Raw genomic sequence first — 20,301 nt, forward strand, 5'->3', positions numbered from 1 at the left:
AGGAGCGTCAGGCCATCGGCTGCTGCTGGGTGATGCAGTGGATGCCGCCGCCGTTGGCGAAGATCTCGCGGGCGTCGACGAGTTCGACCTTGCGGCCGGGGTAGGCCTCGGCGAGGACGTCGGCGGCGGTCTGGTCGCGCGGGTCGTCGAAGGCGCAGAGGATGACGGCGCCGTTGGCGACGTAGTGGTTGATGTAGGAGTAGTCGACCGGCTCGCCGTCGTCGTCGGTGAGGACGGTGGGGGCGGGGAGTTCGATCACCTCGAGCGTGCGGCCCTGCGCGTCGGTGGAGGCGCGCAGGATGGCGACCAGCTCCTTGCAGACCTCGTGGTCGGGGTGGGCCGGGTCGGGCTGGACGTGGGCGACGACCACGCCGGGGCGGACGAAGGAGGCGACGATGTCGATGTGGCCCCGGGTGCCGAACTCGTCGTAGTCGCGGGTGAGTCCGCGCGGCAGCCAGATCGCCTTGGTGGTGCCGAGCTTGGCGTGCAGCTCCGCCTCGACGGCTTCCTTGGTCCAGTCGAAGTTGCGGCCCTCGCCGAGCTGGACGGTCTCGGTGACCAGGACGGTGCCCTCGCCGTCGACGTGGATGCCGCCGCCCTCGTTGATCAGCTCGGAGGCGAAGCGCTGCACGCCGGTGAGGCCGGTGATCTCCTCGGCGATGTGCTGGTCCCGCTCCCAGCTGGCCCAGGACTGGGCGCCCCAGCCGTTGAACACCCAGTCGGCGGCGGCGAGTTCACCCGCGTCGTTGATCAGGAAGGTGGGGCCGATGTCCCGCATCCAGGCGTCGTCCAGCGGCCGCTCGACCAGCTCGACCTCGGCCGAGACGTAGCGCTTGGCGGCGTCCAGCTCGCCGGTGTTGACCACCAGCGTGACCGGCTCGTACCGGACGATGGTGTTGGCCACCCGGGCCCAGGCCTCCCGCGCGGCGTGCAGCTGCTCGGGGGTTTCGAAGGTCTGGTTCTCGGTGGGGAACGCCATCCAGGTGCGCTCGTGCGGGTGCCACTCGGCGGGCATCCGGAAACCGAGCGAGGCGGGGGTGTTGGTCATGAGGGTGCAGTCCTAAAGGGAGTGGTGGGGGCTGGGCGGTCGGAGGGGGTTCGGAGGAGGTTCAGAGGAAGTACAGGCGGCTGAGCGATACCGAGTCGGCGGGCTCGGAGCGGATCGGGGCTCCGTCCAGCGAGACCAGCCCGGTGTCGGACTCGACCTGGACGGTGCCGGTCCGGGCGTTGCGGACCAGGTCGCGCGGGCCGATGCCCCGGGTGCCGCGGACGGCGACGCGGCGCCTGCGGGTGGGCAACCGGTCGCCGTTGTCGACGGCGGCCCGGGCCACGAAGGCGACCGAGATGTCGGCCGCGGTGGCGCCGTGGGAGCCGAACTGGGGCCCGAGGACCAGGGGTTCGCAGCGGTCGGTGGAGGCGTTCGGGTCTCCGGTGACGCCGTAGGCGGGGAAGCCGCCCTTGAGGACCAGCTGCGGTTTGGCGCCGAAGTGGTCGGGGCGCCAGAGCACGATGTCGGCGAGTTTGCCGACCTCGATCGAGCCGACCTCGTGGGCGAGGCCGTGGGCGATGGCGGGGTTTATGGTGAGTTTGGCGATGTAGCGCAGCACCCGCTCGTTGTCGTCGCCGCTCTCGGTGGTGCCGAACCCGCCGTCCAGCGGGCCGAGTTCGGCTTTCATCTTGCCGGCCAGGGCGAAGGTGCGGCGGACGGTCTCACCGGCCCGGCCCATGCCCTGGGCGTCGGAGGAGGTGATGCCGATGACGCCGAGGTCGTGCAGGACGTCCTCGGCGCCCATGGTGCCGGCCCGGATCCGGTCGCGGGCCATCGCGGCGTCGCCGGGCAGGTCGACCTTGAGGTCGTGGGCGGAGACGATCATGCCGAAGTGCTCGCCGAGGGCGTCGCGCCCGAACGGGAGAGTGGGGTTGGTGGAGGAGCCGATCACGTTCTCGACGCCGGCCAGCTTCAGGACGTTGGGGACGTGCCCGCCGCCGCAGCCCTCGATGTGGAAGGCGTGAATGGTGCGGCCGTCCAGGACCCGCAGGGTGTCCTCGACCGAGAGGCACTCGTTCAGGCCGTCGGTGTGCAGCGCGACCTGGACGTCGTGCTCCTCGGCGACCCGCAGCGCGGTGTCCAGGGCGCGGGTGTGGGCGCCCATGTCCTCGTGCACCTTGAAGCCGGACGCGCCGCCCTCGGCCAGCGCCTCGATCAGCGGTGCCGGGTCGGAGGACGAACCCCGGCCCAGGAAGCCGATGTTGACCGGCCAGGCGTCGAACGCGTTGAACGCGTGCCGCAGCGCCCAGGGGGAGTTCACCCCGACGCCCCAGACCGGGCCGAACTCCTGGCCGATGATCGTGGTCACGCCGGAGGCGAGCGAGGCCTCCATGATCCGGGGCGAGAGCAGGTGGACGTGGGTGTCGATCGCCCCCGCCGTGGCGATCATGCCCTCGCCCGACACGATCGTGGTGCCGGTCCCGACCACCACGTCCACGCCGTCCAGGGTGTCGGGGTTGCCGGCCCGGCCGATGGCGGCGATCCGCCCGTCGATCAGGCCGATCGAGGTCTTCCGGATGCCCAGCACGGCGTCGATCACCAGCACGTTGCTGATCACGATGTCGCAGGTGTCGCGCACGGCGGCCGCCTTGAGGTGCAGGCCGTCGCGCGCGGTCTTGCCGAATCCCGCCAGGAACTCCTCGCCGTGCTGCTGCGAGTCGGACTCGACCCGGACGATCAGGCCGGAGTCGCCGAGCCTGATCCGGTCACCGGCCCGGGGGCCGTGGACGGAGACGTAGTCGTGGGGGGTGATGGCGCTCATGCTGCGACCTCACGGGAGTGGCGGGCGGGCTTCGGGATCGGGCCTCGGGGGCGCTACAGGTCGGGCTCCGCGTCGTCGAAGGCGGTCAGGTAACCGGTGGCGCGGGCCTTGGCCAGGGCCGCCTCGCGGGCGCCGGGGGCGTCCAGTGGCCCGTCGACCAGGCCGGCGAAGCCGATCGCCACCCGGGCCCCGCCGATCGGCACCAGGCCGACCTCGACCGTAGCGCCCGGGTCGAAGCGGACCGAGGAGCCGGCCGGGACGGCCAGGTGGGTGCCGTACGCGGCGGCGCGGTCGAAGGCCAGCCGCGGGTTGGCCTCGAAGAAGTGGAAGTGCGAGGTCACCGAGATCGGCACCGCGGCGGTGTTGTGGACCGGGACGAGCACGGTCTCCTCGACCGGGTCGTAGCCCGCGCCGGGGCCGAGCAGGGCCCGGCCGGGTGCGTCGTCGCCGAGCGAACCACCGCCCCCGAAGGGGTCGTTGACCACCGCGAGCCGGGTGCCGTCGTCGAAGACGGCCTCCACCTGGACCACTGCCACCAGATCGGGCACGCCCGGCAGGACGTCGGCGGCGGTCAGGACGCTGCGCCCGGCCTCGACCGCCTCGGCCAGGCGCCGGCCGTCGCGGGCGGCCTCGCAGACGGCGTCCGCGATCAGCGCGGTCGCCTCGGGGACGTTGAGGCGGACGCCCCGCGCGCGCCGGGCCCGGGCCAGTTCGGCCGCCGTGAAGATCAGCAGCCGGTCCCGTTCGGTCGGTGTCAGTCGCACGGTGCCTCGCTCGCTCGTGCCGGTGGGGTCAGCAGAAGTTAGAACGTCGTTCAAACAACTGCGGCCATTGAACCCGGATAGGGCCGTTGTGTCCAGCCTTGTCGGTTCCAGGGCGTTCGGCGCGCCGGGTGTCGCAACCGTGTATTCGGTACCGGTCATATGACAGGAGCCTGATATACATGGGGGACCGTACACCGAGAGGAGCGCAGCCATGCGCGCAGTCCGCTACACCCGCACCGGTGGTCCCGAGGTCCTGGAGCTGGCCGAGATCCCCGCCCCGCAGCCCGGCCCCGGCGAGGTCGCCATCGACGTCAGCCATGCCGGGATCCACTTCGCCGACGTGCTGTTCCGGCGCGGCCAGTTCCCGATCGGCCTGCCCGCCGTCCCCGGGCTGGAGGTGGCGGGCACCGTCGCCGCCCTCGGCCCGGGGGTGACGGGGCTCCGGGTGGGGGAGCCGGTGGTGGCCGTCCCGACCGGCTTCGGCGGCAACGCCGAGCGGGTGGTCGCCCCCGCCGTCACCACCCTGCCGCTGGACGGGCTCGACCCGCTGCTGGCCGCCGCCACCGCCTGCAACGCCGCCACCGCCGTCGGCACCCTGCGCGGCGCGGCCCGGCTCGCCGAGGGCGACCGGGTGCTGGTGCTCGGCGCCTCCGGCGGCCTCGGCATCCTGCTCGGCCGGCTCGCGACCGCGTACGGCGCCGCACTGGTGGTCGGCGCGGCCGGCACCCCCGAACGCGCCGCCCGGGCCGCCGCCCAGGGCTACCGGCACACCTGCACGTACGCCGAACTGGCCGACCGCGTCGACGGGCTGACGGAGGGCCACGGCTTCGACGTGGTGATCGACTCGGTCGGCGGCGGGCCGCGTGAGCAGGTCCGCGGCCTGCTCGCGGTGCTCGGCCGCCACGTGGTGATCGGAAACGCCGCCGACCAGGACATCAGCCTGGACGCCAACCAGGTCTGGTACGACAGCTTCACCCTGGCCGGCTACAACCTCGGCGGGGTGCTGGCCCGCAGGCCCGACCTGCTCCGGGCCCACCTGGCCGAGGGCCTGCGGCTGGTCGCCGACGGCACGCTCACCCTGGACGTCGAGGAGATCGGCTGGGACGGCGTGGCCGGGGCGCACGCCCGGCTGGAGGGCCGCACCGCCGAGGCGAAGTACGTGCTGCGCACCGCCTGACCCATACTGGTCCGGCGAACGAACCCGGCAAACGAGAGGCCCGGCCGAGATGAGCAGCAGCACCGACCCCGCCGAGCTGTTGGCCGGGCCCCGGGGCGCCCCGCTCCGGCTCGGGCTGGCGATCAAGCAGGCCGAGCAGGCCATGATGGCGGCCAAGGCCGAGGCGCTGCGCGGGCTGGAGCTGACCGTGCCGCAGTACGCCGTGCTGCTCCAGCTCGCCGACCGCCCCGACCGCTCGGGCGCCCAGCTGGCCCGGGGGGCCGCCGTCACCCCGCAGACCATGGCCGGCGTGCTGGCGAACCTGGAGGCCAAGGGGCTGATCGAGCGTCAGCAGTCCGAGGTGCACGGCAAGGTGATGCTCGCCCGGCTCAGCGGCAGCGGGCGCGCCCTGGTGGCCGAGGCGGACGCCCGGGCGGTCGGGGTCGAGGCCGCCCTCTGGTCGGCCTTCGACCCGGCCGAACGCGAACACCTCCGCGCCCTGCTGCTCCGCGCGGTCGCCGCCCTTCAGCAGCCGTAGGCGGGCCAAACCTCCGGACCGCCCCGAAAAGGATCACTTCTGACCCGCTGAGCTCCACTTCACCCCAGGTGACCGGGTACCTACTGTTGCGTAGCCCGACCACTGGGCATGAGGATGGTCGTCAGTATCGGGACGGTCCGCAGGCGGGGGACGCAGTGCGGCCAGCTGTCCGAACGAGGGGTGGGGACGTACGTGATGGACGGGCAGGCGAGGTTTCCGCGGCAGCGGACGGCTTCGAGCAGTGACACGGTTCGGCCCAGGGGCATCGGGGAGGGGACGCCGCCGGTGCACGAGCCCGGCTGCGCCCTGCACCGCAGACTGCACGCGGCGCTCGCCCCCGCCGACCTGATCGCGGTGGGCGCCGTCCGCCGCCGGCTGCGCGCCGCGCTGAACCACTGGGGCGTGCCCGAACTCGCGGACACCGCCGAGCTGCTGACCTCCGAGCTGGTCACCAACGCACTGCTGCACACCGAGCGCGGCGCGGTGCTGGACGCGGTGCTCACCCCCGAGCAGCGGCTGCGGATCGAGGTGCAGGACACCACCACCGGACTGCCCACCCGCCGGACCCCGGGCGAGACCGCCACCTCGGGCCGCGGGCTGATGCTGGTGGAGGCCCTCGCCGACGACTGGGGCGTCCAGCTGCGCGGCGACGGCAAGGTCACCTGGTTCGAGCTCGGCGCCGCCTGAGCCCGGGTGCGGCGCTGTCACGAAAACCGCCGGGACCATTGCCCACGAAGCGCCGATGTGCTGACCTGTGAGGGTCCTGCCCCGCCGACGCCGATTCCCCCGCCCTATCCGTGCTGGTCGGGCGGTACTAGTAATCTTTCGGCAGGATAGTGAGAATGTGTGCCCGGGAAGCAGCGGGGAGAACCGATCCTCGACTGATCACCACCACCCGGCGCACCGCCCACCACTCAGCACAGGGCCATCGCAGTCCGTCCGGACGGCATGGCACGGCAGCGGCAGGAGAAGCATGGCGACAGAGCCCGAGCCGCAGGGGCCCGCACGCCGTACCCCGCCGGCCCAGTCCGCCCGCAGCACGGCGGCCGCCGGTTCGCTCCGGTCCGCCCCGGGCCTGACCGGCGGGCGGATCGTTCCGGCCGCCTCCCGCGGCCTGCCGACCCGTACCGGCGACTCCACCCCCGACTGGCTCGAACCGGCGATGGCCGCCAACGGCATCGGCTCCTTCGACTGGGACATCCGCCGCGACCGGCTGGAGGGGGACCACCGGGCCTGCGCCATCCTCGGGCTCGAACCCGGCCGGTTCGACCGCAGCTCCGGCGCCTTCCTGGCGATGCTGCACCCCGAGGACGCGCCGGTGGTCCGCCGCCGGGTCGAGCGCGCGGTCACCGAGCTGGGCCAGTGCGGTGCCTACTACCGGACGGTCTTCCCCGGCGGCGACCTGCACGCCGTGCGGTTCCGCGGCCGGGTGCTGGCGGACGCCTTCGGGCGGCCGTCCCGGATGGTCGGCTTCGTCTGGGACGCCACCGTCGAGCTGCACAAGCGCGAGCGGGCCGGGGCGATGGCCCAGCTGCGCGAGGAGCGCTCCCGCTTCATCAAGGAGGCCGCCAGGGCGCTCTCCGAGGCCGTCACCGTCCGGGACGTGGCCCGGGTCTTCACCGAGCTGCCGCTGCCCGGCCTGCCGCCGGACGGCCTGGTGCTCACCTCGCTGGAGGCCGGCCGGCTGCAGATCCTCGGCGCCAGCGGCTACCACGAGGGCGACCTGCGGCCGTACGACCGCACCCCGATCGCCCCGGCCCACCCGGCCTCCGAGGCGATCCGCAACCGCGCGCCGATCTTCATCTCCAGCCGGGAGGAGTACCGGGAGCGCTACCCCGACGCCTTCCCGCAGCTGGCCGCGAGCGGCCCGCGCAGCGCCTGGGCCTTCCTCCCGCTGGTCGCCAGCGGGAGGCCGATCGGTGTCTGTCTGGTCAGTTTCGACGACGACCGCGAGCTGGACGCGGACGAGCGCACCCTGCTCTCCACCCTGGGCGGGCTGGTCGCCCAGTCGCTGGCCCGGGCCCGGCTGCACGACGCCGAGCACGAGCTGGCGGCCGGCCTCCAGCGGGTGATGCTGCCGCGCACGGTGCCCTCGGTGCCGGGCGTGACCACCGCCGTGCGCTACCTGGCGGCCGGCTCGGGCCTGCAGATCGGCGGCGACTGGTACGACGTGGTGCCGCTGCCCGGCGGGCACGTCGGTCTGGTGATCGGCGACGTCCAGGGCCACGACGTGCACGCGGCCGGCATCATGGGCCAGCTCAGGATCGCGCTGCGCGCGTACGCGGCCGAGGGGCACCCGCCCGCCGCCGTGATGGCCCGGGCCTCCCGCTTCCTGGCCGACCTGGACACCGATCACTTCGCCACCTGCACCTACGCCGAGGTGAACGTCGACTACGGCGTGGTCTACGCCGTCCGGGCCGGCCACCTCGACCCGGTGGTGCGGCGCGGTGACGGCAGCGCGACCGTGGTGCCCGTGGTCGGCGGGCTGCCGCTGGGCGTCGCGCCGGACGAGGAGTACCGGGTCACCCGGTTCAGCCTGGACCCGGGCGAGACGGTGGTGCTCTGCACCGACGGCCTGGTCGAGTCCCGCGAGATGGACCTGGACACCGGCTTCGCCCGGCTCTGCGCGGCCGTCTCGCAGGAGCTGCCGGGCCGGGACGAGGGTCCGCGGGACCAGCTGGAGGAGCTGGCCGACCGGATCGCCTCGCAGGCCGCCGACTCCACCGAGCGTGAGGACGACATAGCGCTGCTGCTGCTCCGCTGGGACGGCCCGGCGGGCGGCCTGGCCGCCCAGCAGCTGCGCCGCCGGATCGGCCAGGCCGACCTGGCCCGGATCTCCGAGCTGCGCGGGGAGCTGCGCGACGCGCTGCGCCGCTGGGGCGTGGCCGAGCTGGTGGACACCGCTGAGCTGCTCGCCTCCGAGCTGGTCACCAACGCGATCCGGCACACCGACCGGGACGCGATGTTCACCGCGCGCCTCTACCGGGAGACGGTGGGCGGCGAGACCCGGGCCAGGCTCCGGGTCGAGGTGGAGGACGAGTCCGACCTCTGGCCGACCCGGCGCACCCCGGGGGAGCAGGCCTCCTCCGGGCGCGGGCTGATGCTGGTCGAGGCGCTCGCCGACGGCTGGGGCGTGGAGCCGCGCGGCACCGGCAAGCGGATGTGGTTCGAGCTCTGCCCGGAGCAGGCCGCCGAGTAGCCGTCACCCGCTGCGGGGGCGTCAGCCGAACTGCTGCTCCAGGTCCTTGAGCTTCTGCTCCAGCGAGTCCAGCCGGGGCAGCGTCATGGTGTCCTCCTCGGGGGTGAGGTCGACGCTGCGGCGGGCCGGCAGCCCCGGCTGGGCGGCCTTGCCCTCGACCGCCTTGGCGCCGGCCTCCCGCTCTTCGACGGCCGGCTCCTCGGCCGCTATGGCGGGCTCCGAAGTGCCCGCCTCCAACTGCGCCGCGGCGGCCAGCTGCCGGTCGGCCGAGCGGGGCCGCCAGTGCCCGCCGGGCTGGCGCCCGATCGCCCGGATCTCGGCCCGCTCGCGCCGGCTGGCCAGCCGCTGCCGCTCCCGGTCCAGCGCGGCCTGCCGCTTGTCGTCGCGGACCTCCTCGACCGCCTCGTCCAGGCTGCGGACGCCTTCGAGCAGCATCAACGACCAGGCGGCGTACGTCTCCAGGGGAGCGCGCATCCAGCGGACGATCCGGATCTGCGGCAGCGGGCGGGGCACCAGGCCCTGCTCGCGCAGCGCGGCCTTGCGGGTCTGCTTCAGCGCCCGGTCGAACAGGATCGCGGCCGAGAGGGACATTCCGGCGAAGAACTGCGGGGCGCCGGCGTGGCTCAACCCCCGTGGTGCGTGGACCCAGTTGAACCAGGCGGACGCCCCGGCGAAGAACCAGACCAGCAGTCGGGAGCCGAGGGCGGCGTCACCGTGGCTGGCCTCGCGGACGGCGAGCACCGAGCAGAACATCGCGGCGCCGTCGAGGCCGAACGGGACCAGGTACTCCCAGCCGCCGGAGAGGCCGAGATTCTGCACCCCGAAGCCCACCAGGCCGTGGAACGAGAGCGCGGCAGCGACACCCGCACAGCAGAACAGCAGCGTGTACGACGCGCCCCCGTACAGCGACTCCTTGCGGCGGCGGCGCTCCTCGGCGCGCTCCCAGGAGTCGCCCGAACCGGCGGCCGCGGCAGCGGCGGCCCGGGTGCGCAGGAAGGTCACCAGAACGGCGACCACCACCAGACCGGCCACGCCTGTGACGGCCCAGCCCAGTGGAATATCGGACAGTTTCATGGCCGGAACCAGCCTCGCTTTCCTGCCTCGTGATGGCGAGCCACCACTATGGCGGATGCATGCGGTCCATTTGGCTGATTCGCCGTCAATGCACCGAGGAGAGGGAATTCCGACCTGGTTTTCTCCGTACGGTCCGATGAAATGACCGAACTGATTCGAACTTTTTCCGGGCTATTCCGAGCAGATGCGCGGACAGGTCAGACAGGTCTGGTCCGGCCGCACGGTGTAGAAGAGGCAGCAACTCGTCCTGGTCCTGGTCCGGGTGGACTCGGCGGACCCGCTGGGGCGGAAGCCGGCTCCGCCGACGAACGGTGCGTCACTCGGTCCGGGCAGCAGGGCGGACACCTCGGCGGCGGCCCGCTCCTCCTCGCCGAGCAGGCCGCCGAGGAACCAGAGGCCCTCGATCACGTCGTCGGTGGCCATGCCCCAGAGCGTGCGCGGGCCGCGCCGCATGGCCGGGCGGAAGGCGGCCAGCACCGGGGTCAGGTGCTCGGTCAGGGCGGCCCGCAGCTCGGCCCGCAGGGCGGCTTCGTCCGGCACCACCCGGGTGCCGGCGGCACCGGCCGCCGGGTCGTCCGGCAGGCAGGCGAACCCGACCGGTGCGACCGTGAGTTCACCGGCGGCCCGGTTGATCGAGACCCGGTCGACCGGCAGCCGGGGCACCCGGCGCTCCAGGAACCAGGGCAGCGTGAAGGCGAGCGCCACCGGCCAGGTGTACCGGTGCAGCGAGAAGCCGGCCGCCACGTCGGGCCGGAGCGGCTGCCCGTAGTCGGCCAGGCCGAGCTCGGAGTCGAAGGCGACCATCGCCCGGAGCGCGGCCTCGTCCCGGAGCAGCTCGGCGGTGGTGACCCAGCCCGCACCGGTACGGGGCGCGCCCGGGCGGATCCGCAGGTTGGGGAACACCTCGTGCTGGCGGGCGTAACTGCCGGACAGCGGAGGCGCGCTGACAGCGGGTCGGGGTGCGGTGCTGCTCACGGTCATGCTGGCCCCATCGGGACGACCGGAGCTCGACGGAGCCCGGGGACGGCAAGGCGGACCTGCCCGGAGTGGGTCTCCCCGGGCAGGTTAGGCTCACCTTAGCTGATGCCGTCCCCGGCTTCCCGTCAGGCGCGGCCGTCCGGGGCAGCGGCCGGAGCGGGCAGGGGTGTCAGGCGCCGCGCGAGCCAGACCGGTACGCCGCCGAGCGCCTGCACCAGCCGGGCCGCCTCGGCCCGCAGCCGGACCGCCTCGCCGGGCTCCGACACCTCGGCCAGCGCCGCCAGCGCCGGGGCCACCCCGACGGTGAACCCTAGCTCCTCCCGGATCGCCAGCGAGGCCCGGAACCCCTCCCGGGCCCGCTCCAGGTCGCCCGCCGCGAGCGAGAGCGAGGCCAGGTGCCGCCAGGTGTAGGAGCGCAGCAGTTCGTCCCCGCGCTGCCCCGCGCCCTCGTGCGCCCTCCGGTAGGCGATCCAGGCCGCCGTCCGGTCGTGCAGCAGGTTCTCCGCGACCAGTCCCCTTCTGAAGTCGAGCTGCGGGCGGCCGGGCGAATCCGGCGCCAGCAGTGCCGAGGTCCGGCCGAGCGCGGCCTGGGCCTCGTCCAGCCGGTCGCGCGGGCCGAGCACGCTGGCGACGTACGCCAGGAAGCCGCGCGCACAGGTGGCTGCCGCGCGCTGCTCGGTGGAGGTCGCGCCGGCCTCGGCCAGTCGGAGCGCCTGCTCCGCCTGCTCCCAGTGCGCGGCGGTGAACATGCACTGTTCGATCAGGAGTTCGGCTCTGCCGAGTGCGGCCGACGGATCGGTCGCGGCAGCCGGCCTGAGCAGTTCGGCGGCCTCCTGCCAACATCCGCGGGACCGCAGTCGCCACACCGCGTCCGTCTTGCTGCCCCCCAGGGCCGTACCGTGCTCCGACAACGCCACCTCCTTGTGTGCGGTGTCCAGCGAGCGGGCTGCTGTGGCGGCAATTCAACACGGGGCCGAGCTTGTGCACCAGATCACGAGCGGGAGATGATCCGGAACCCTCCGCTCCCCATCGAGTGGTCCAGACCTGTGCAGGAGGGGCGGATCAGGACGTCCAACCCGTCTCCATCAGGGCTTCGGCGGCGCCGTTGGCGGGCTGCGGTATGCCCGCCGGGTCGAGCCGGAAGAGCGCGACCAGCAGTTGTTCGCCCCGGACGGTGGCCTGCTGGGTGAAGCCGGAGAGGGTGAACAGGGCGGCCGCGATCTCCTCGGTGTGCAGTGTCTGCAGCCAGAGGCACTCCACTGTCTTGACGTCGGCGGGGGAGCCGCTGCCGTCCACCTGGGCCACCATCCGGCCGCCCAACAGGGTGACCGCAGCGCTCTCCTGATCCTCCGTCAGCTCCAGGTCGTCGAAGCCGAGCCACTGGAGGTAGCGCGCCGCCGTCAGCACGGCGTCCTCCTGGGTGCGCACCGGGTGCGGCCGGAACGGCGGCCGGTGCTGCCAGGCGGCCGGCTGCCAGTGCGTGCTCTGCGGCGGCACGGACTGCCCGCCGCCGGCGGCTATGCCGGTGAACGGGCGGGAGGAGTACGGGCGTTGGCCCTGCGGGCCGCGCGAGGGGCCGGGGCCGAGCAGGCCGGTGCTCTGCAGGCGCGGGGCGCGGTCCACCGGGAGCCGGACGGTGGCGCCGCAGTTGCAGGTGAACTCCGGCTGCGGCCACTGGTCGTTGCGGCCGCAGTGCGGGCAGCGCATGCTCAGCCAGGAGTCCTCCCAGGACCGGAACCTGATCTGGACCGGGACGCCGCCGCGCAGCAGTGGCACCCGCAGTTGCGCCCCGCAGGGGCAGGGCAGGCTGGGCGGCTCGTACAGGTGCTCGCGGCGGCAGGCCGGGCAGCGGATCTCGCTCGCACCGTAAGGCCGCTCGGCCCCTTGCTCGTTGAAGTCGTCGGGCAGCGGCGCTCCGGGCATTGCTCGCACCGTCCGTTCTGGTCGCCTGGCCGGGGTCGGTACCCATCGTCGCTGATCCACCGGGTTGTTGGCGGGGATTGCGGCAATCATCAGGGAGAGACCAGGGGCACACCAGGGGCGCACACGGGCAGGCTCAGCTGCTGGTCCAGCGGGCCAGATCGGCCGGAGTGTCCAGATCGTCCGGGACGGCGACGTCGCCGCACTCGACCAGCTCGACCTCGGCGGCGTGCGCGGCCAGCAGGGCGCGGGCCCCGGCGTCGCCCGCGGCCCCGGCCGCGGCCTCGGCGAAGTGGCGGGCGCCGATCAGAACGGGGTGCCCGCGCCGGCCGTGGTACGCCGCGGCGGCGAGGTGGGCGCCCGCGAGGTGGGCGGCGAGCAGCCGGGCCACGGCGGCGGGCGTCACGCCGGGGGTGTCCACCAGCATCACCAGGACGGCGTCGGAGCCGGGCGGCAGTGCGGCCAGCCCGACCCGGAGCGAGGAGCCCATGCCGCCCTGCCAGTCGGGATTGTCGACAAGGAGACAGTCGCCGACCTCGGCCGTGGCCCGTACCTGCTCCGCCGCCGCACCGAGCACCGCGACCGTGCCGGTGCAGCCGCCGGCTCGGACCACGCCCAGTGCGTGCTCCAGCAGCAGCTGCCCGTCGTAGCGGATCAGCGCCTTCGGGCGGCCGCCGAGCCGGCGTCCGCCGCCGGCGGCGAGCACCAGGGCTGGAACGGAAGGGAGAGCGGCCATGTGATCAGTCTGCCGCCCGTTCCGGACCCGGCGGACTTGTACGATCACACAGCGCGGGTGGGGGAAGCTGTGCGCCCGACCAGGTCTTCCGCCGCTGGATCTTCCCCGGCCGGGGCCCTGTACTGGGCAGATGGACACCGCACCTCCCCCGCTGGTCGACCGCTACGGCCGGGTCCACACCGATCTGCGGGTCTCCCTCACCGACCGCTGCAACCTGCGCTGCACCTACTGCATGCCGGCCGAGGGGCTGAACTGGCTCCCCAAGGCCGAGGTGCTCACCGACGACGAGATCGTCCGGCTGGTGCGGATCGCGGTCACCCGGCTCGGCATCAGGTCGATCCGGCTGACCGGCGGCGAACCGCTGCTGCGGCGCGGCCTGCCCGGCCTGGTGGCCCGGCTGACCGCACTCGGCCCCGAGGTCTCGCTCACCACCAACGGCATCGGCCTGGCCCGGATGGCGGCCGACCTGAAGACCGCCGGGCTGCACCGGGTGAACGTCAGCCTGGACACCCTGCGGCCCGAGCGCTACGCCGAGATCACCCGCCGGGACCGGATCGCCGACGTGTTCGCCGGCCTGGCCGCCGCCCAGGCCGCCGGGCTGGCGCCGGTGAAGATCAACGCGGTGCCGGTGCGCGGGGTGAACGAGGACGAGATCCTCGACCTGGTCGAGTTCGCGGCTGCGCACGGCTACCGGATGCGGTTCATCGAGTCCATGCCGCTGGACGCCCAGGGGGCGTGGGAGCGGGACCGGATGATCACCGCGGACGAGCTGCTGGCGGTGCTGGGGGAGCGCTGGGAGCTGATCCCGGTCGGGCGGCACGGCAACGCCCCGGCGGAGGAGTGGCGGATCGCCGGGACGGACACCGTGGTCGGGGTGATCGCCTCGGTGACCCGGCCGTTCTGCGGGGGCTGCGACCGGGTCCGGCTGACGGCCGACGGGCAGCTGCGGAACTGTCTCTTCGCGACCCGGGAGTCCGATCTGCGGGCGCTGCTGCGCGGCACCGCGGACGACGGCGCGATCGAGCAGGCCTGGCGCAACACCATCGCGCTCAAGGGGCCCGGGCACGACATCAACTCGGCCGACTTCGTCCAGCCGGACCGGCCGATGTCCGCCATCGGCGGCTGACCCCGCCTCAGGTGCACTGGGCGAGCATGGCCTTCTTGTCGGCCGGGGTGACCGGGAGCCGGTACTTGAGCGAGACCTGGGCGAAGCGGACGGCGTAGGAGCAGCGGACGGCCTCGTTGGCGGGGAGCCACTCGGCGGGGCCGGAGTCGCCCTTGGCGGCGTTCTGGGGGCCGTCGGCGGGGATCAGGTTGAGCGGGTCGTTGGCGATCTGGACCCGCTTGGCCTTGTCCCACTTGGCGGCGCCCATCTGCCAGTCGTAGGAGAGCGCCATCACGTGGTCGATCTGGATTTTGCTCGCCTGCTGCTTGGTCCACTGGACGGTCTTGCCGGTGTACGGGTCGTAGATGGTCATCCCGGTCACCACGCACTTCGAAGCGTCCTTGTGCTCAAGGGACTTGCCGTCCCGGGCGAGCAGGTCGTCGCGGGTGCCGCAGTCGTTGTGGCCGAACGGGACGCCGTCCACGTTGTCGGTCCACGGCGGGCCGAACTGGTCCCGGTCGTAGCCGGCCTTGCCGCCGCTCTCGGCGGTGGCCACCTGGGTGATCAGGTCGCGGGCGGCCTTGCGGTCCTCGGTCGAGGTGATCGGGCCGAGGCCGGGCTTGGTGCCGTCCGGGTTCTGCAGCGGGTTGGTGCCCAGGGCGGCGGCGGGGGCGGCCCGGTCCTGGGAGCTGCCGGTGCTGCTGCAGGCCGCCAGCGCCGGTGCGGTCAGGAGGAGGAGAACGGTCGCGGACAGGGTGGTACGGCGGGCGCGCACGGAGTTCTCCCCCGGGTGGTGGGCTGGACGGCTGACGGTGCACCAGCAGACCAGCCGTCCCACGGGGGGTCAAGTCGGCGCGACGGCGCACCGCGCAGGTGCGTGGAGGCTCACCGCGCGGATATCCGGATGCCCGGGCGGGAGGGGGGTGATACTTCTGTGCGGTGAAGATGAAGATCGTAAGATCGCCCCGACGTTTCGCGGCAGCGGCAGCGGCGGCCGCGACCGCCACCGCCGTGCTGCTGAGCGGTTGTTCCGGCGCCGGCACTCCTGCGGCCGACTCGGCACCGACGCCGACCGCCACCGTCGGCACGGCCGCCGCCCCCTCGCCGAGCCCCACCCCGAAGCCGTCCGGTGCGGACGACCCGGCGCTCCAGCCGTTCTACGGACAGCAGATCGTCTGGGCCGCCTGCGCGGACAGTCCGAAGACGCCGAAGATCGACGAGGCGCAGTTCCAGTGCGGGAAGCTGCGCGTCCCGCTGGACTACGAGGCTCCCGCGGCCGACGCGATCGAGATCGCGCTGTCGCGCCGTCAGGCGGCCCGGGCCGACCAGCGGGTCGGCTCGCTGGTGGTCAATCCCGGCGGGCCGGGCGGTTCGGGGGTCGGGCACCTGCAGCACTCCGCGCTCTACCGCGAGGGTGTGCTGCGGGACCGGTTCGACGTGGTCGGTTTCGACCCGCGCGGCGTCGGCGACAGCGCGCCGGTGCGCTGCCTGGACGACAAGGCGCAGGACGACTGGGACAGCAGCGACTCCCGCAACGGCACCCGGGGTTCGACCCTGGCGGGCGGCTGCGCGGCCGGCGCCGGCAAGCTGCTCCCGCACGTCGGCACCCGGGACGTGGCCCGGGACATGGACGTGCTGCGGGCCGCGCTCGGTGAGCCGAAGCTCAACTACCTGGGCTTCTCGTACGGCACCTACATCGGCACCCGCTACGCCGAGCAGTTCCCGGACCGGGTCGGCCGGGTGGTCCTGGACGGTGCGGTGGACCCGACCACCACGGTGTTCGACAACACGGTGCTGCAGACCATCAGCTTCGAGAAGTCCCTGAACGCCTTCGCCGCCGACTGCGTCGAGCGCACCGGCTGCAGCCTGGGCAGCGACCCCGCGAAGGCCGCCGGGAAGCTGGCCGCCTTCCTGGACGGGTTGAAGGACAAGCCGCTGAAGACCCCGTCCGGCCGTCAGCTCACCGCCTGGTCCGGCTGGACGGGCACGATGACCGCGCTCTACGGGGACAAGGACAACTGGGAGTACCTCCGCTCGGCGGTCGCCCAGGCGATGAAGGGCAACGGCTCCCAGCTGCTCGCCCTGGCCGACAGCTACTACGGCCGGGAGGCGGACGGCAGCCACGGCAACGGCGCGGACGCCTACGCCGCGATCTTCTGCGCCGACCCGATGGCCGCCCCGCCGACCGAGGCGCGGTTCCAGGCCGCGAAGGAGCAGCTGCACCAGCAGGCACCGCTGATCACCGCGCACTTCGCCGACGAGGACCTGTTCGACCCGGACTGCCGGTCCTGGCCGTACAAGCCGACCGAGCAGCTCAAGCCGCTGGGGCCGACCGGGAGTTCGCCGATCCTGGTGGTCGGCTCCACCGGTGACCCGGCCACTCCGTACGCCTGGGCGGAGAAGCTCGCGGGCATGCTGACCAACGGCACCCTGCTGACCCGGGAGGGCGAGGGGCACACCGGCTACGGGAAGAACGCCTGCACCAAGGACGCCGTCGACGCCTATCTGACCACCGGACAGGTGCCGGCCAAGGGCACCCGCTGCAGCTGAGACAGCCGGGTGCCCCCGCCGGAGCGGGGGCACCCGGGCGGGTCAGCCGGCGGTCAGGTCGTAGACCGTGGTGCCGCCGACCGTCTTCGCCGTGAAGGTGGACGCGACCCAGTCGGCGATCTCGCTGGACTGGCTGGAGCCGCCCCGCCCGCCGCCGCCCATGCCGCCGCCGCCGATGAACCAGTGCACCTTGCCGTCCCGGACGTACTGCTTGAACTGCTCCAGGGTCAGCGAGGGGTCGGAGCCGTTGAAGCCGCCCAGGGCCATCACCGGTGCTCCGGTGGCGAGTTGGTAGCTGGCCTGGTTCTGCGAGCCGACCGCGGCGGCGATCCAGGTGTACCGGTCGGCGTCCTGCTTCAGCAGGTCCGCCAGCTCGGTGCTGACCTGGGCGCCGTTGATCAGACCGCCCATGCCGCCGCCCATGCCGCCACGGCCGAGGGTCTCGCCGGGGCCGCCCTGCGGGAGCTGCCCGGTGGGCATCCGGCCGCCCTGGCCGCGACCCGTGCCGCCGCCCTGCGGAACCGCCCTGGCACCGGGCGGCAGCTGGCCGCCCTGGAAGATCATCCCTCCACCCGGCCCGTAGAGGGCGAACCGGCCGCCCGGGCCGCCCTTGCCCATCGCGCCCTCGACCCGGGGCCCGGCGGTCGGGATCGAGCCGGTGTGCGCGGTCGAGACGGTGTCCACCGCGTACGCGGCCGGTCCGCCGAGTGCGGCGGCCAGGGCCACCAGCCCGGCGACCGCACCGATCCGTCCGGCCACCCGGCCGGGCACCTGGGCGGCGGCGACCAGGGCGACGGTGGTGAGCAGGCCGCCGACCAGCACCGCCCAGCGCAGCCAGGGCAGGAAGTCGGTGCTGCGCCCGAGCAGGACGAAGCCCCAGACGGCGGTGCCGCCGACGGCCAGCGCGAGCAGCCCCGCGTACGGCAGCCGCCTGCGGGCCCGCCAGAGTCCGTCCACGCCCATGCCGACCAGTGCGGCCACCGCCGGGGCCAGCGCCACCGTGTAGTACTGGTGGAAGATGCCGGACATGTAACTGAACGTCAGCGCCGTGCAGAGCAGCCAGCCGCCCCAGACCAGGAACGCGGTCCTGGCGCCGTCGGTGCGCGGGGCGCGGCGGGTGGCCCAGAGGCCGACCAGCAGCAGGAGCAGCGCGGCGGGCAGCAGCCAGGAGATCTGGCCGCCGATGTCGCCGTCGAACAGCCGGGTGATGCCGGTCTGCCCCCAGTTGCCACCGCCCTGGCCGCCACCGCCACCGCCGACGCTGCCGGTCTCCTCACCGGTCAGCCGGCCGAAGCCGTTGTAGCCGAAGGTGACGGAGAGGAAGCTGTTGTCCTGCGAGCCGCCGATGTAGGGCCGGGCCGACGCTGGGGTGAGCTCGACGATCGCCACCCACCAGCCGGCCGAGGCGATCATCGCCCCGGCGCCGTACAGGAGTTGGAGCAGTCGGCGGCCCAGGCCGGTCGGGGCGGCCAGCAGGTACACCAGGGCGAAGGCGGGCAGCACCAGGAAGGCCTGCAGCGTCTTGGTGAGGAAGCCGAAGCCGAGCATCACGCCGAGGAACAGCACCCAGCGCGTGCTCGCCGTCTCGGTGGCCCGCACCAGGCCGTACGCGGCCAGGGTGAGCAGCAGCACCAGCAGTGCGTCCGGGTTGTTGAAGCGGAACATCAGCGCGGCCACCGGCGTGAGCGCCAGCACCGCGCCGGCCACCAGGCCGCCGAGCGGGGAGAACCGGCGCCGCACGGTGGCGTACACGGTGCCGACGGTCGCCACGCCCATCAGCACCTGCGGGGCCAGCAGGGCGAAGGAGTTGAGCCCGAACAGCCGGACCGAGAGGGCCATCGGCCAGAGCGACATCGGCGCCTTGTCGACGGTGATGAAGTTGGCCGCGTCGGAGGAGCCGTAGAGGAACGCGGTCCAGTTCTGCGAACCGGCCTGCACGGCGGCCGAGTAGAAGGAGTTGGCCCAGCCGGAGGCGCTCAGGTTCCAGCAGTAGAGCAGCGCGGTGGCGGCCAGCAGGCCGAGCAGCGCGGGGCGGGCCCATGCCGGGTCGTCCGGGCGGCCGCGCCAGGCCCGGGCGGGCAGGGTGCGCAGCCGGCCGGCCCAGGAGGACGGCCCCTTGGGGCCGACCGCCGGGAGTCCGACCGGCGGGAACAGCGGTTCGACCGTGGCCGTGGCCGGCGGCGCCGGGGTCTCCGGCGGCGGGTAGTTCGCAGCCTCGGGCCACGGTTCGCTGGTGGGAGGAGGGGAACTGGTCGTGGTCATGGGGGCTACGCTCGGTCGCCCCGCTGAGATTTCTGTGAACCGCAGCTGTGAGCCCGATCAGGAATTGGCCGGAAGGCCGCTCAGACGGGCTGAACCGGTGTCAGCTGCCGCCCGAGCCACTCCAGCGCGGGCGGGATCTCCCGGGTCCAGGTGTGGAAGTTGTGGCCGCCGCTGTCCAGGGTGATGGTGGCCACCTTGGTCGGTGCCCTGAACGCGGCCACCATCTGCTGGGTGGCAGGGTAGTTGTACTCGTTGTAGCTGGTGGCCAGCAGCAGCGAGACAGCCGGCGGGGGCGTGTTCCGGAGCCGCCAGAGCAGGTCGTTCTCCTGCTCCAGCCGCTGGTCGCCGCCGAACAGGTCCCCGGTGGTGGCGTCCTGCGGCGCGCTGTAGTAGCCGGAGAGCGAGATCGCGGTCCGGTACGAATCCGGCTTGCGCAGCGCGAACTTGAGCGCGCAGTAGCCACCGGTGGAGTTCCCGATCACGGCCCGCTGGGCCGGCTGCTCCGAGACCCGGTAGGAGGAGGCCAGTGCCTTCGGCAGGTCCTCGGTGAAGTACGTCTCCACCTGCGGCCCGTTCGGGATGTCGATGCACTCGGTGTCCCGGTTGCCGACCACGGTCGGACGCATCATCACCAGCACGGTCGGCGGCAGCTTCCCGGCCTCGACGGCGGCCAGGGCCGAGGCCGGGTACGCCATCAGCGAGATCAGCTTCTCCGCCGAGCCGGGGTACCCGGCCAGCACCAGGGCCATCGGGAACCGCCGCTCGGCGAAGCCCGGCTGGAAGTACTGCGGCGGGAGGTAGACGTAGGCCGCGCTGCTGATCCCGGTCGTGGCCCCCTTGATCTCCACCTGCTGGATCAGGCCCGAGCGCTCCCGGGAGGAGCCCTGCGAGGAGTACACCTTCTGCTCGCCCTGAACGGCCACCGGCTTGCCGGGCTGCTGGTCGACCACCGTGCCGGGCTTGCCGTCGGTGCCGAGCAGGTCGCTCCAGGTGGTGTAGAAGCCGAAGTACGAGTTGGCCACCAGGCCCATCGCGACCAGCAGGGCGACCTGGGCGGCCAGGAAGGCGCCGACGCGTCCGGTCCAGGACCTCCACCCCCGACCGGCCAGTTTCGGCCAGAGCCACATGGTGGCGAGGAAGGTGAGCACCGCGAGGACGACGGCGATGATCTGGATCGGGGTTCCGGTCAGGCTGGGCACTTGCTGATCG

Annotated in this window: 17 protein-coding genes; 6 read left to right on the top strand and 11 right to left on the bottom strand. The window is 73.4% G+C overall.

The genetic code is table 11. The annotated features are described in order from the left end of the window. Positions 1 to 7: 7 nt before the first annotated feature. The 3 genes from ABT118_RS15725 to ABT118_RS15735 form a co-directional block, all read right to left on the bottom strand. Positions 8 to 1,048, bottom strand: coding sequence for an agmatine deiminase family protein (locus tag ABT118_RS15725; protein ID WP_350668849.1), 1,041 nt, complete (start codon positions 1,046 to 1,048; stop codon positions 8 to 10). A gap of 61 nt (positions 1,049 to 1,109) precedes the next feature. Continuing rightward, the gene (locus tag ABT118_RS15730; protein ID WP_350668850.1) at positions 1,110 to 2,810 is read right to left on the bottom strand and encodes an urease subunit alpha; all 1,701 of its coding nucleotides are present in this window, start codon (positions 2,808 to 2,810) and stop codon (positions 1,110 to 1,112) included. A gap of 53 nt (positions 2,811 to 2,863) precedes the next feature. Next, positions 2,864 to 3,574 carry an urease subunit gamma gene (locus ABT118_RS15735; protein WP_350668852.1) on the bottom strand — a complete coding sequence of 237 codons (711 nt, stop codon included), beginning with the start codon at positions 3,572 to 3,574 and terminating at the stop codon, positions 2,864 to 2,866. 211 nt (positions 3,575 to 3,785) lie between these two features. Here ABT118_RS15735 and ABT118_RS15740 point away from each other — a divergent pair, with 211 nt between their 5' ends. From ABT118_RS15740 to ABT118_RS15755, 4 genes are all read left to right on the top strand, one after another. Further along, positions 3,786 to 4,751 carry a quinone oxidoreductase family protein gene (locus ABT118_RS15740; protein WP_350668853.1) on the top strand — a complete coding sequence of 322 codons (966 nt, stop codon included), beginning with the start codon at positions 3,786 to 3,788 and terminating at the stop codon, positions 4,749 to 4,751. A 49-nt stretch (positions 4,752 to 4,800) separates the two neighbouring features. Continuing rightward, positions 4,801 to 5,268 (top strand): MarR family winged helix-turn-helix transcriptional regulator, encoded by a 468-nt coding sequence (locus tag ABT118_RS15745; protein WP_350668854.1) that lies wholly within the window; start codon positions 4,801 to 4,803, stop codon positions 5,266 to 5,268. 285 nt (positions 5,269 to 5,553) lie between these two features. Further along, positions 5,554 to 5,955: an ATP-binding protein gene (locus ABT118_RS15750; RefSeq protein WP_350668855.1), complete on the top strand. Its 402-nt coding sequence runs from the start codon at positions 5,554 to 5,556 to the stop codon at positions 5,953 to 5,955. Between the two features lie 286 nt (positions 5,956 to 6,241). Continuing rightward, positions 6,242 to 8,467, top strand: coding sequence for a SpoIIE family protein phosphatase (locus tag ABT118_RS15755; RefSeq protein WP_350668856.1), 2,226 nt, complete (start codon positions 6,242 to 6,244; stop codon positions 8,465 to 8,467). Positions 8,468 to 8,488: 21 nt separating this feature from the next. On the opposite strand, the gene ABT118_RS15760 is transcribed toward ABT118_RS15755, so the two are convergent. The 5 genes from ABT118_RS15760 to ABT118_RS15780 all read right to left on the bottom strand — a co-directional run bounded on the left by ABT118_RS15760 (position 8,489) and on the right by ABT118_RS15780 (position 13,175). Then, the gene (locus ABT118_RS15760) at positions 8,489 to 9,541 is read right to left on the bottom strand and encodes a DUF2637 domain-containing protein (RefSeq protein ID WP_350668857.1); all 1,053 of its coding nucleotides are present in this window, start codon (positions 9,539 to 9,541) and stop codon (positions 8,489 to 8,491) included. A 171-nt stretch (positions 9,542 to 9,712) separates the two neighbouring features. Beyond that, the gene (locus ABT118_RS15765) at positions 9,713 to 10,522 is read right to left on the bottom strand and encodes a (2Fe-2S)-binding protein (RefSeq protein WP_350668858.1); all 810 of its coding nucleotides are present in this window, start codon (positions 10,520 to 10,522) and stop codon (positions 9,713 to 9,715) included. 122 nt (positions 10,523 to 10,644) lie between these two features. Then, complete coding sequence (locus ABT118_RS15770; protein ID WP_502884571.1) at positions 10,645 to 11,457, bottom strand: hypothetical protein; 813 nt, start codon at positions 11,455 to 11,457, stop codon at positions 10,645 to 10,647. 124 nt (positions 11,458 to 11,581) lie between these two features. Next, positions 11,582 to 12,442, bottom strand: coding sequence for a hypothetical protein (locus tag ABT118_RS15775; RefSeq protein WP_350668861.1), 861 nt, complete (start codon positions 12,440 to 12,442; stop codon positions 11,582 to 11,584). 133 nt (positions 12,443 to 12,575) lie between these two features. Then, positions 12,576 to 13,175, bottom strand: a complete 600-nt coding sequence (locus ABT118_RS15780; protein ID WP_350668862.1) for a nucleotidyltransferase family protein — start codon at positions 13,173 to 13,175, stop codon at positions 12,576 to 12,578. A gap of 130 nt (positions 13,176 to 13,305) precedes the next feature. Between ABT118_RS15780 and moaA the strand changes: the two genes are divergently transcribed. Further along, positions 13,306 to 14,301: a GTP 3',8-cyclase MoaA gene (gene moaA / locus ABT118_RS15785; RefSeq protein WP_350668863.1), complete on the top strand. Its 996-nt coding sequence runs from the start codon at positions 13,306 to 13,308 to the stop codon at positions 14,299 to 14,301. 7 nt (positions 14,302 to 14,308) lie between these two features. Here moaA and ABT118_RS15790 read toward each other — a convergent pair whose 3' ends face one another. Further along, positions 14,309 to 15,055 (bottom strand): HNH endonuclease family protein, encoded by a 747-nt coding sequence (locus ABT118_RS15790; RefSeq protein WP_502884559.1) that lies wholly within the window; start codon positions 15,053 to 15,055, stop codon positions 14,309 to 14,311. A 170-nt stretch (positions 15,056 to 15,225) separates the two neighbouring features. Here ABT118_RS15790 and ABT118_RS15795 point away from each other — a divergent pair, with 170 nt between their 5' ends. Continuing rightward, positions 15,226 to 16,830: an alpha/beta hydrolase gene (locus ABT118_RS15795; protein WP_350669211.1), complete on the top strand. Its 1,605-nt coding sequence runs from the start codon at positions 15,226 to 15,228 to the stop codon at positions 16,828 to 16,830. A 42-nt stretch (positions 16,831 to 16,872) separates the two neighbouring features. Here the strand turns inward: ABT118_RS15795 and ABT118_RS15800 are convergent, their stop codons facing one another. Together ABT118_RS15800 and ABT118_RS15805 are read right to left on the bottom strand one after the other, a co-directional pair. Continuing rightward, positions 16,873 to 19,092 carry a glycosyltransferase family 39 protein gene (locus tag ABT118_RS15800; protein ID WP_350668864.1) on the bottom strand — a complete coding sequence of 740 codons (2,220 nt, stop codon included), beginning with the start codon at positions 19,090 to 19,092 and terminating at the stop codon, positions 16,873 to 16,875. Positions 19,093 to 19,172: 80 nt separating this feature from the next. Further along, positions 19,173 to 20,291, bottom strand: coding sequence for an alpha/beta hydrolase (locus ABT118_RS15805; protein WP_350668865.1), 1,119 nt, complete (start codon positions 20,289 to 20,291; stop codon positions 19,173 to 19,175). Between the last annotated feature and the right edge of the window lie 10 nt (positions 20,292 to 20,301).

The organism is Kitasatospora sp. NPDC002040, assembly GCF_040296785.1.
Taxonomy (GTDB): Bacteria; Actinomycetota; Actinomycetes; order Streptomycetales; family Streptomycetaceae; genus Kitasatospora.

Excerpts from the sequence above, each read along its gene's own strand:
- ABT118_RS15775 (WP_350668861.1), bottom strand. The coding sequence starts at position 12,442 with ATGCCCGGAGCGCCGCTGCCCGACGACTTCAACGAGCAAGGGGCCGAG.
- ABT118_RS15800 (WP_350668864.1), bottom strand. The coding sequence starts at position 19,092 with ATGACCACGACCAGTTCCCCTCCTCCCACCAGCGAACCGTGGCCCGAG.
- ABT118_RS15780 (WP_350668862.1), bottom strand. The coding sequence starts at position 13,175 with ATGGCCGCTCTCCCTTCCGTTCCAGCCCTGGTGCTCGCCGCCGGCGGC.
- ABT118_RS15795 (WP_350669211.1), top strand. The coding sequence starts at position 15,226 with ATGAAGATCGTAAGATCGCCCCGACGTTTCGCGGCAGCGGCAGCGGCG.
- ABT118_RS15765 (WP_350668858.1), bottom strand. The coding sequence starts at position 10,522 with ATGACCGTGAGCAGCACCGCACCCCGACCCGCTGTCAGCGCGCCTCCG.
- ABT118_RS15745 (WP_350668854.1), top strand. The coding sequence starts at position 4,801 with ATGAGCAGCAGCACCGACCCCGCCGAGCTGTTGGCCGGGCCCCGGGGC.
- moaA (WP_350668863.1), top strand. The coding sequence starts at position 13,306 with ATGGACACCGCACCTCCCCCGCTGGTCGACCGCTACGGCCGGGTCCAC.
- ABT118_RS15760 (WP_350668857.1), bottom strand. The coding sequence starts at position 9,541 with ATGAAACTGTCCGATATTCCACTGGGCTGGGCCGTCACAGGCGTGGCC.
- ABT118_RS15740 (WP_350668853.1), top strand. The coding sequence starts at position 3,786 with ATGCGCGCAGTCCGCTACACCCGCACCGGTGGTCCCGAGGTCCTGGAG.
- ABT118_RS15725 (WP_350668849.1), bottom strand. The coding sequence starts at position 1,048 with ATGACCAACACCCCCGCCTCGCTCGGTTTCCGGATGCCCGCCGAGTGG.
- ABT118_RS15730 (WP_350668850.1), bottom strand. The coding sequence starts at position 2,810 with ATGAGCGCCATCACCCCCCACGACTACGTCTCCGTCCACGGCCCCCGG.
- ABT118_RS15755 (WP_350668856.1), top strand. The coding sequence starts at position 6,242 with ATGGCGACAGAGCCCGAGCCGCAGGGGCCCGCACGCCGTACCCCGCCG.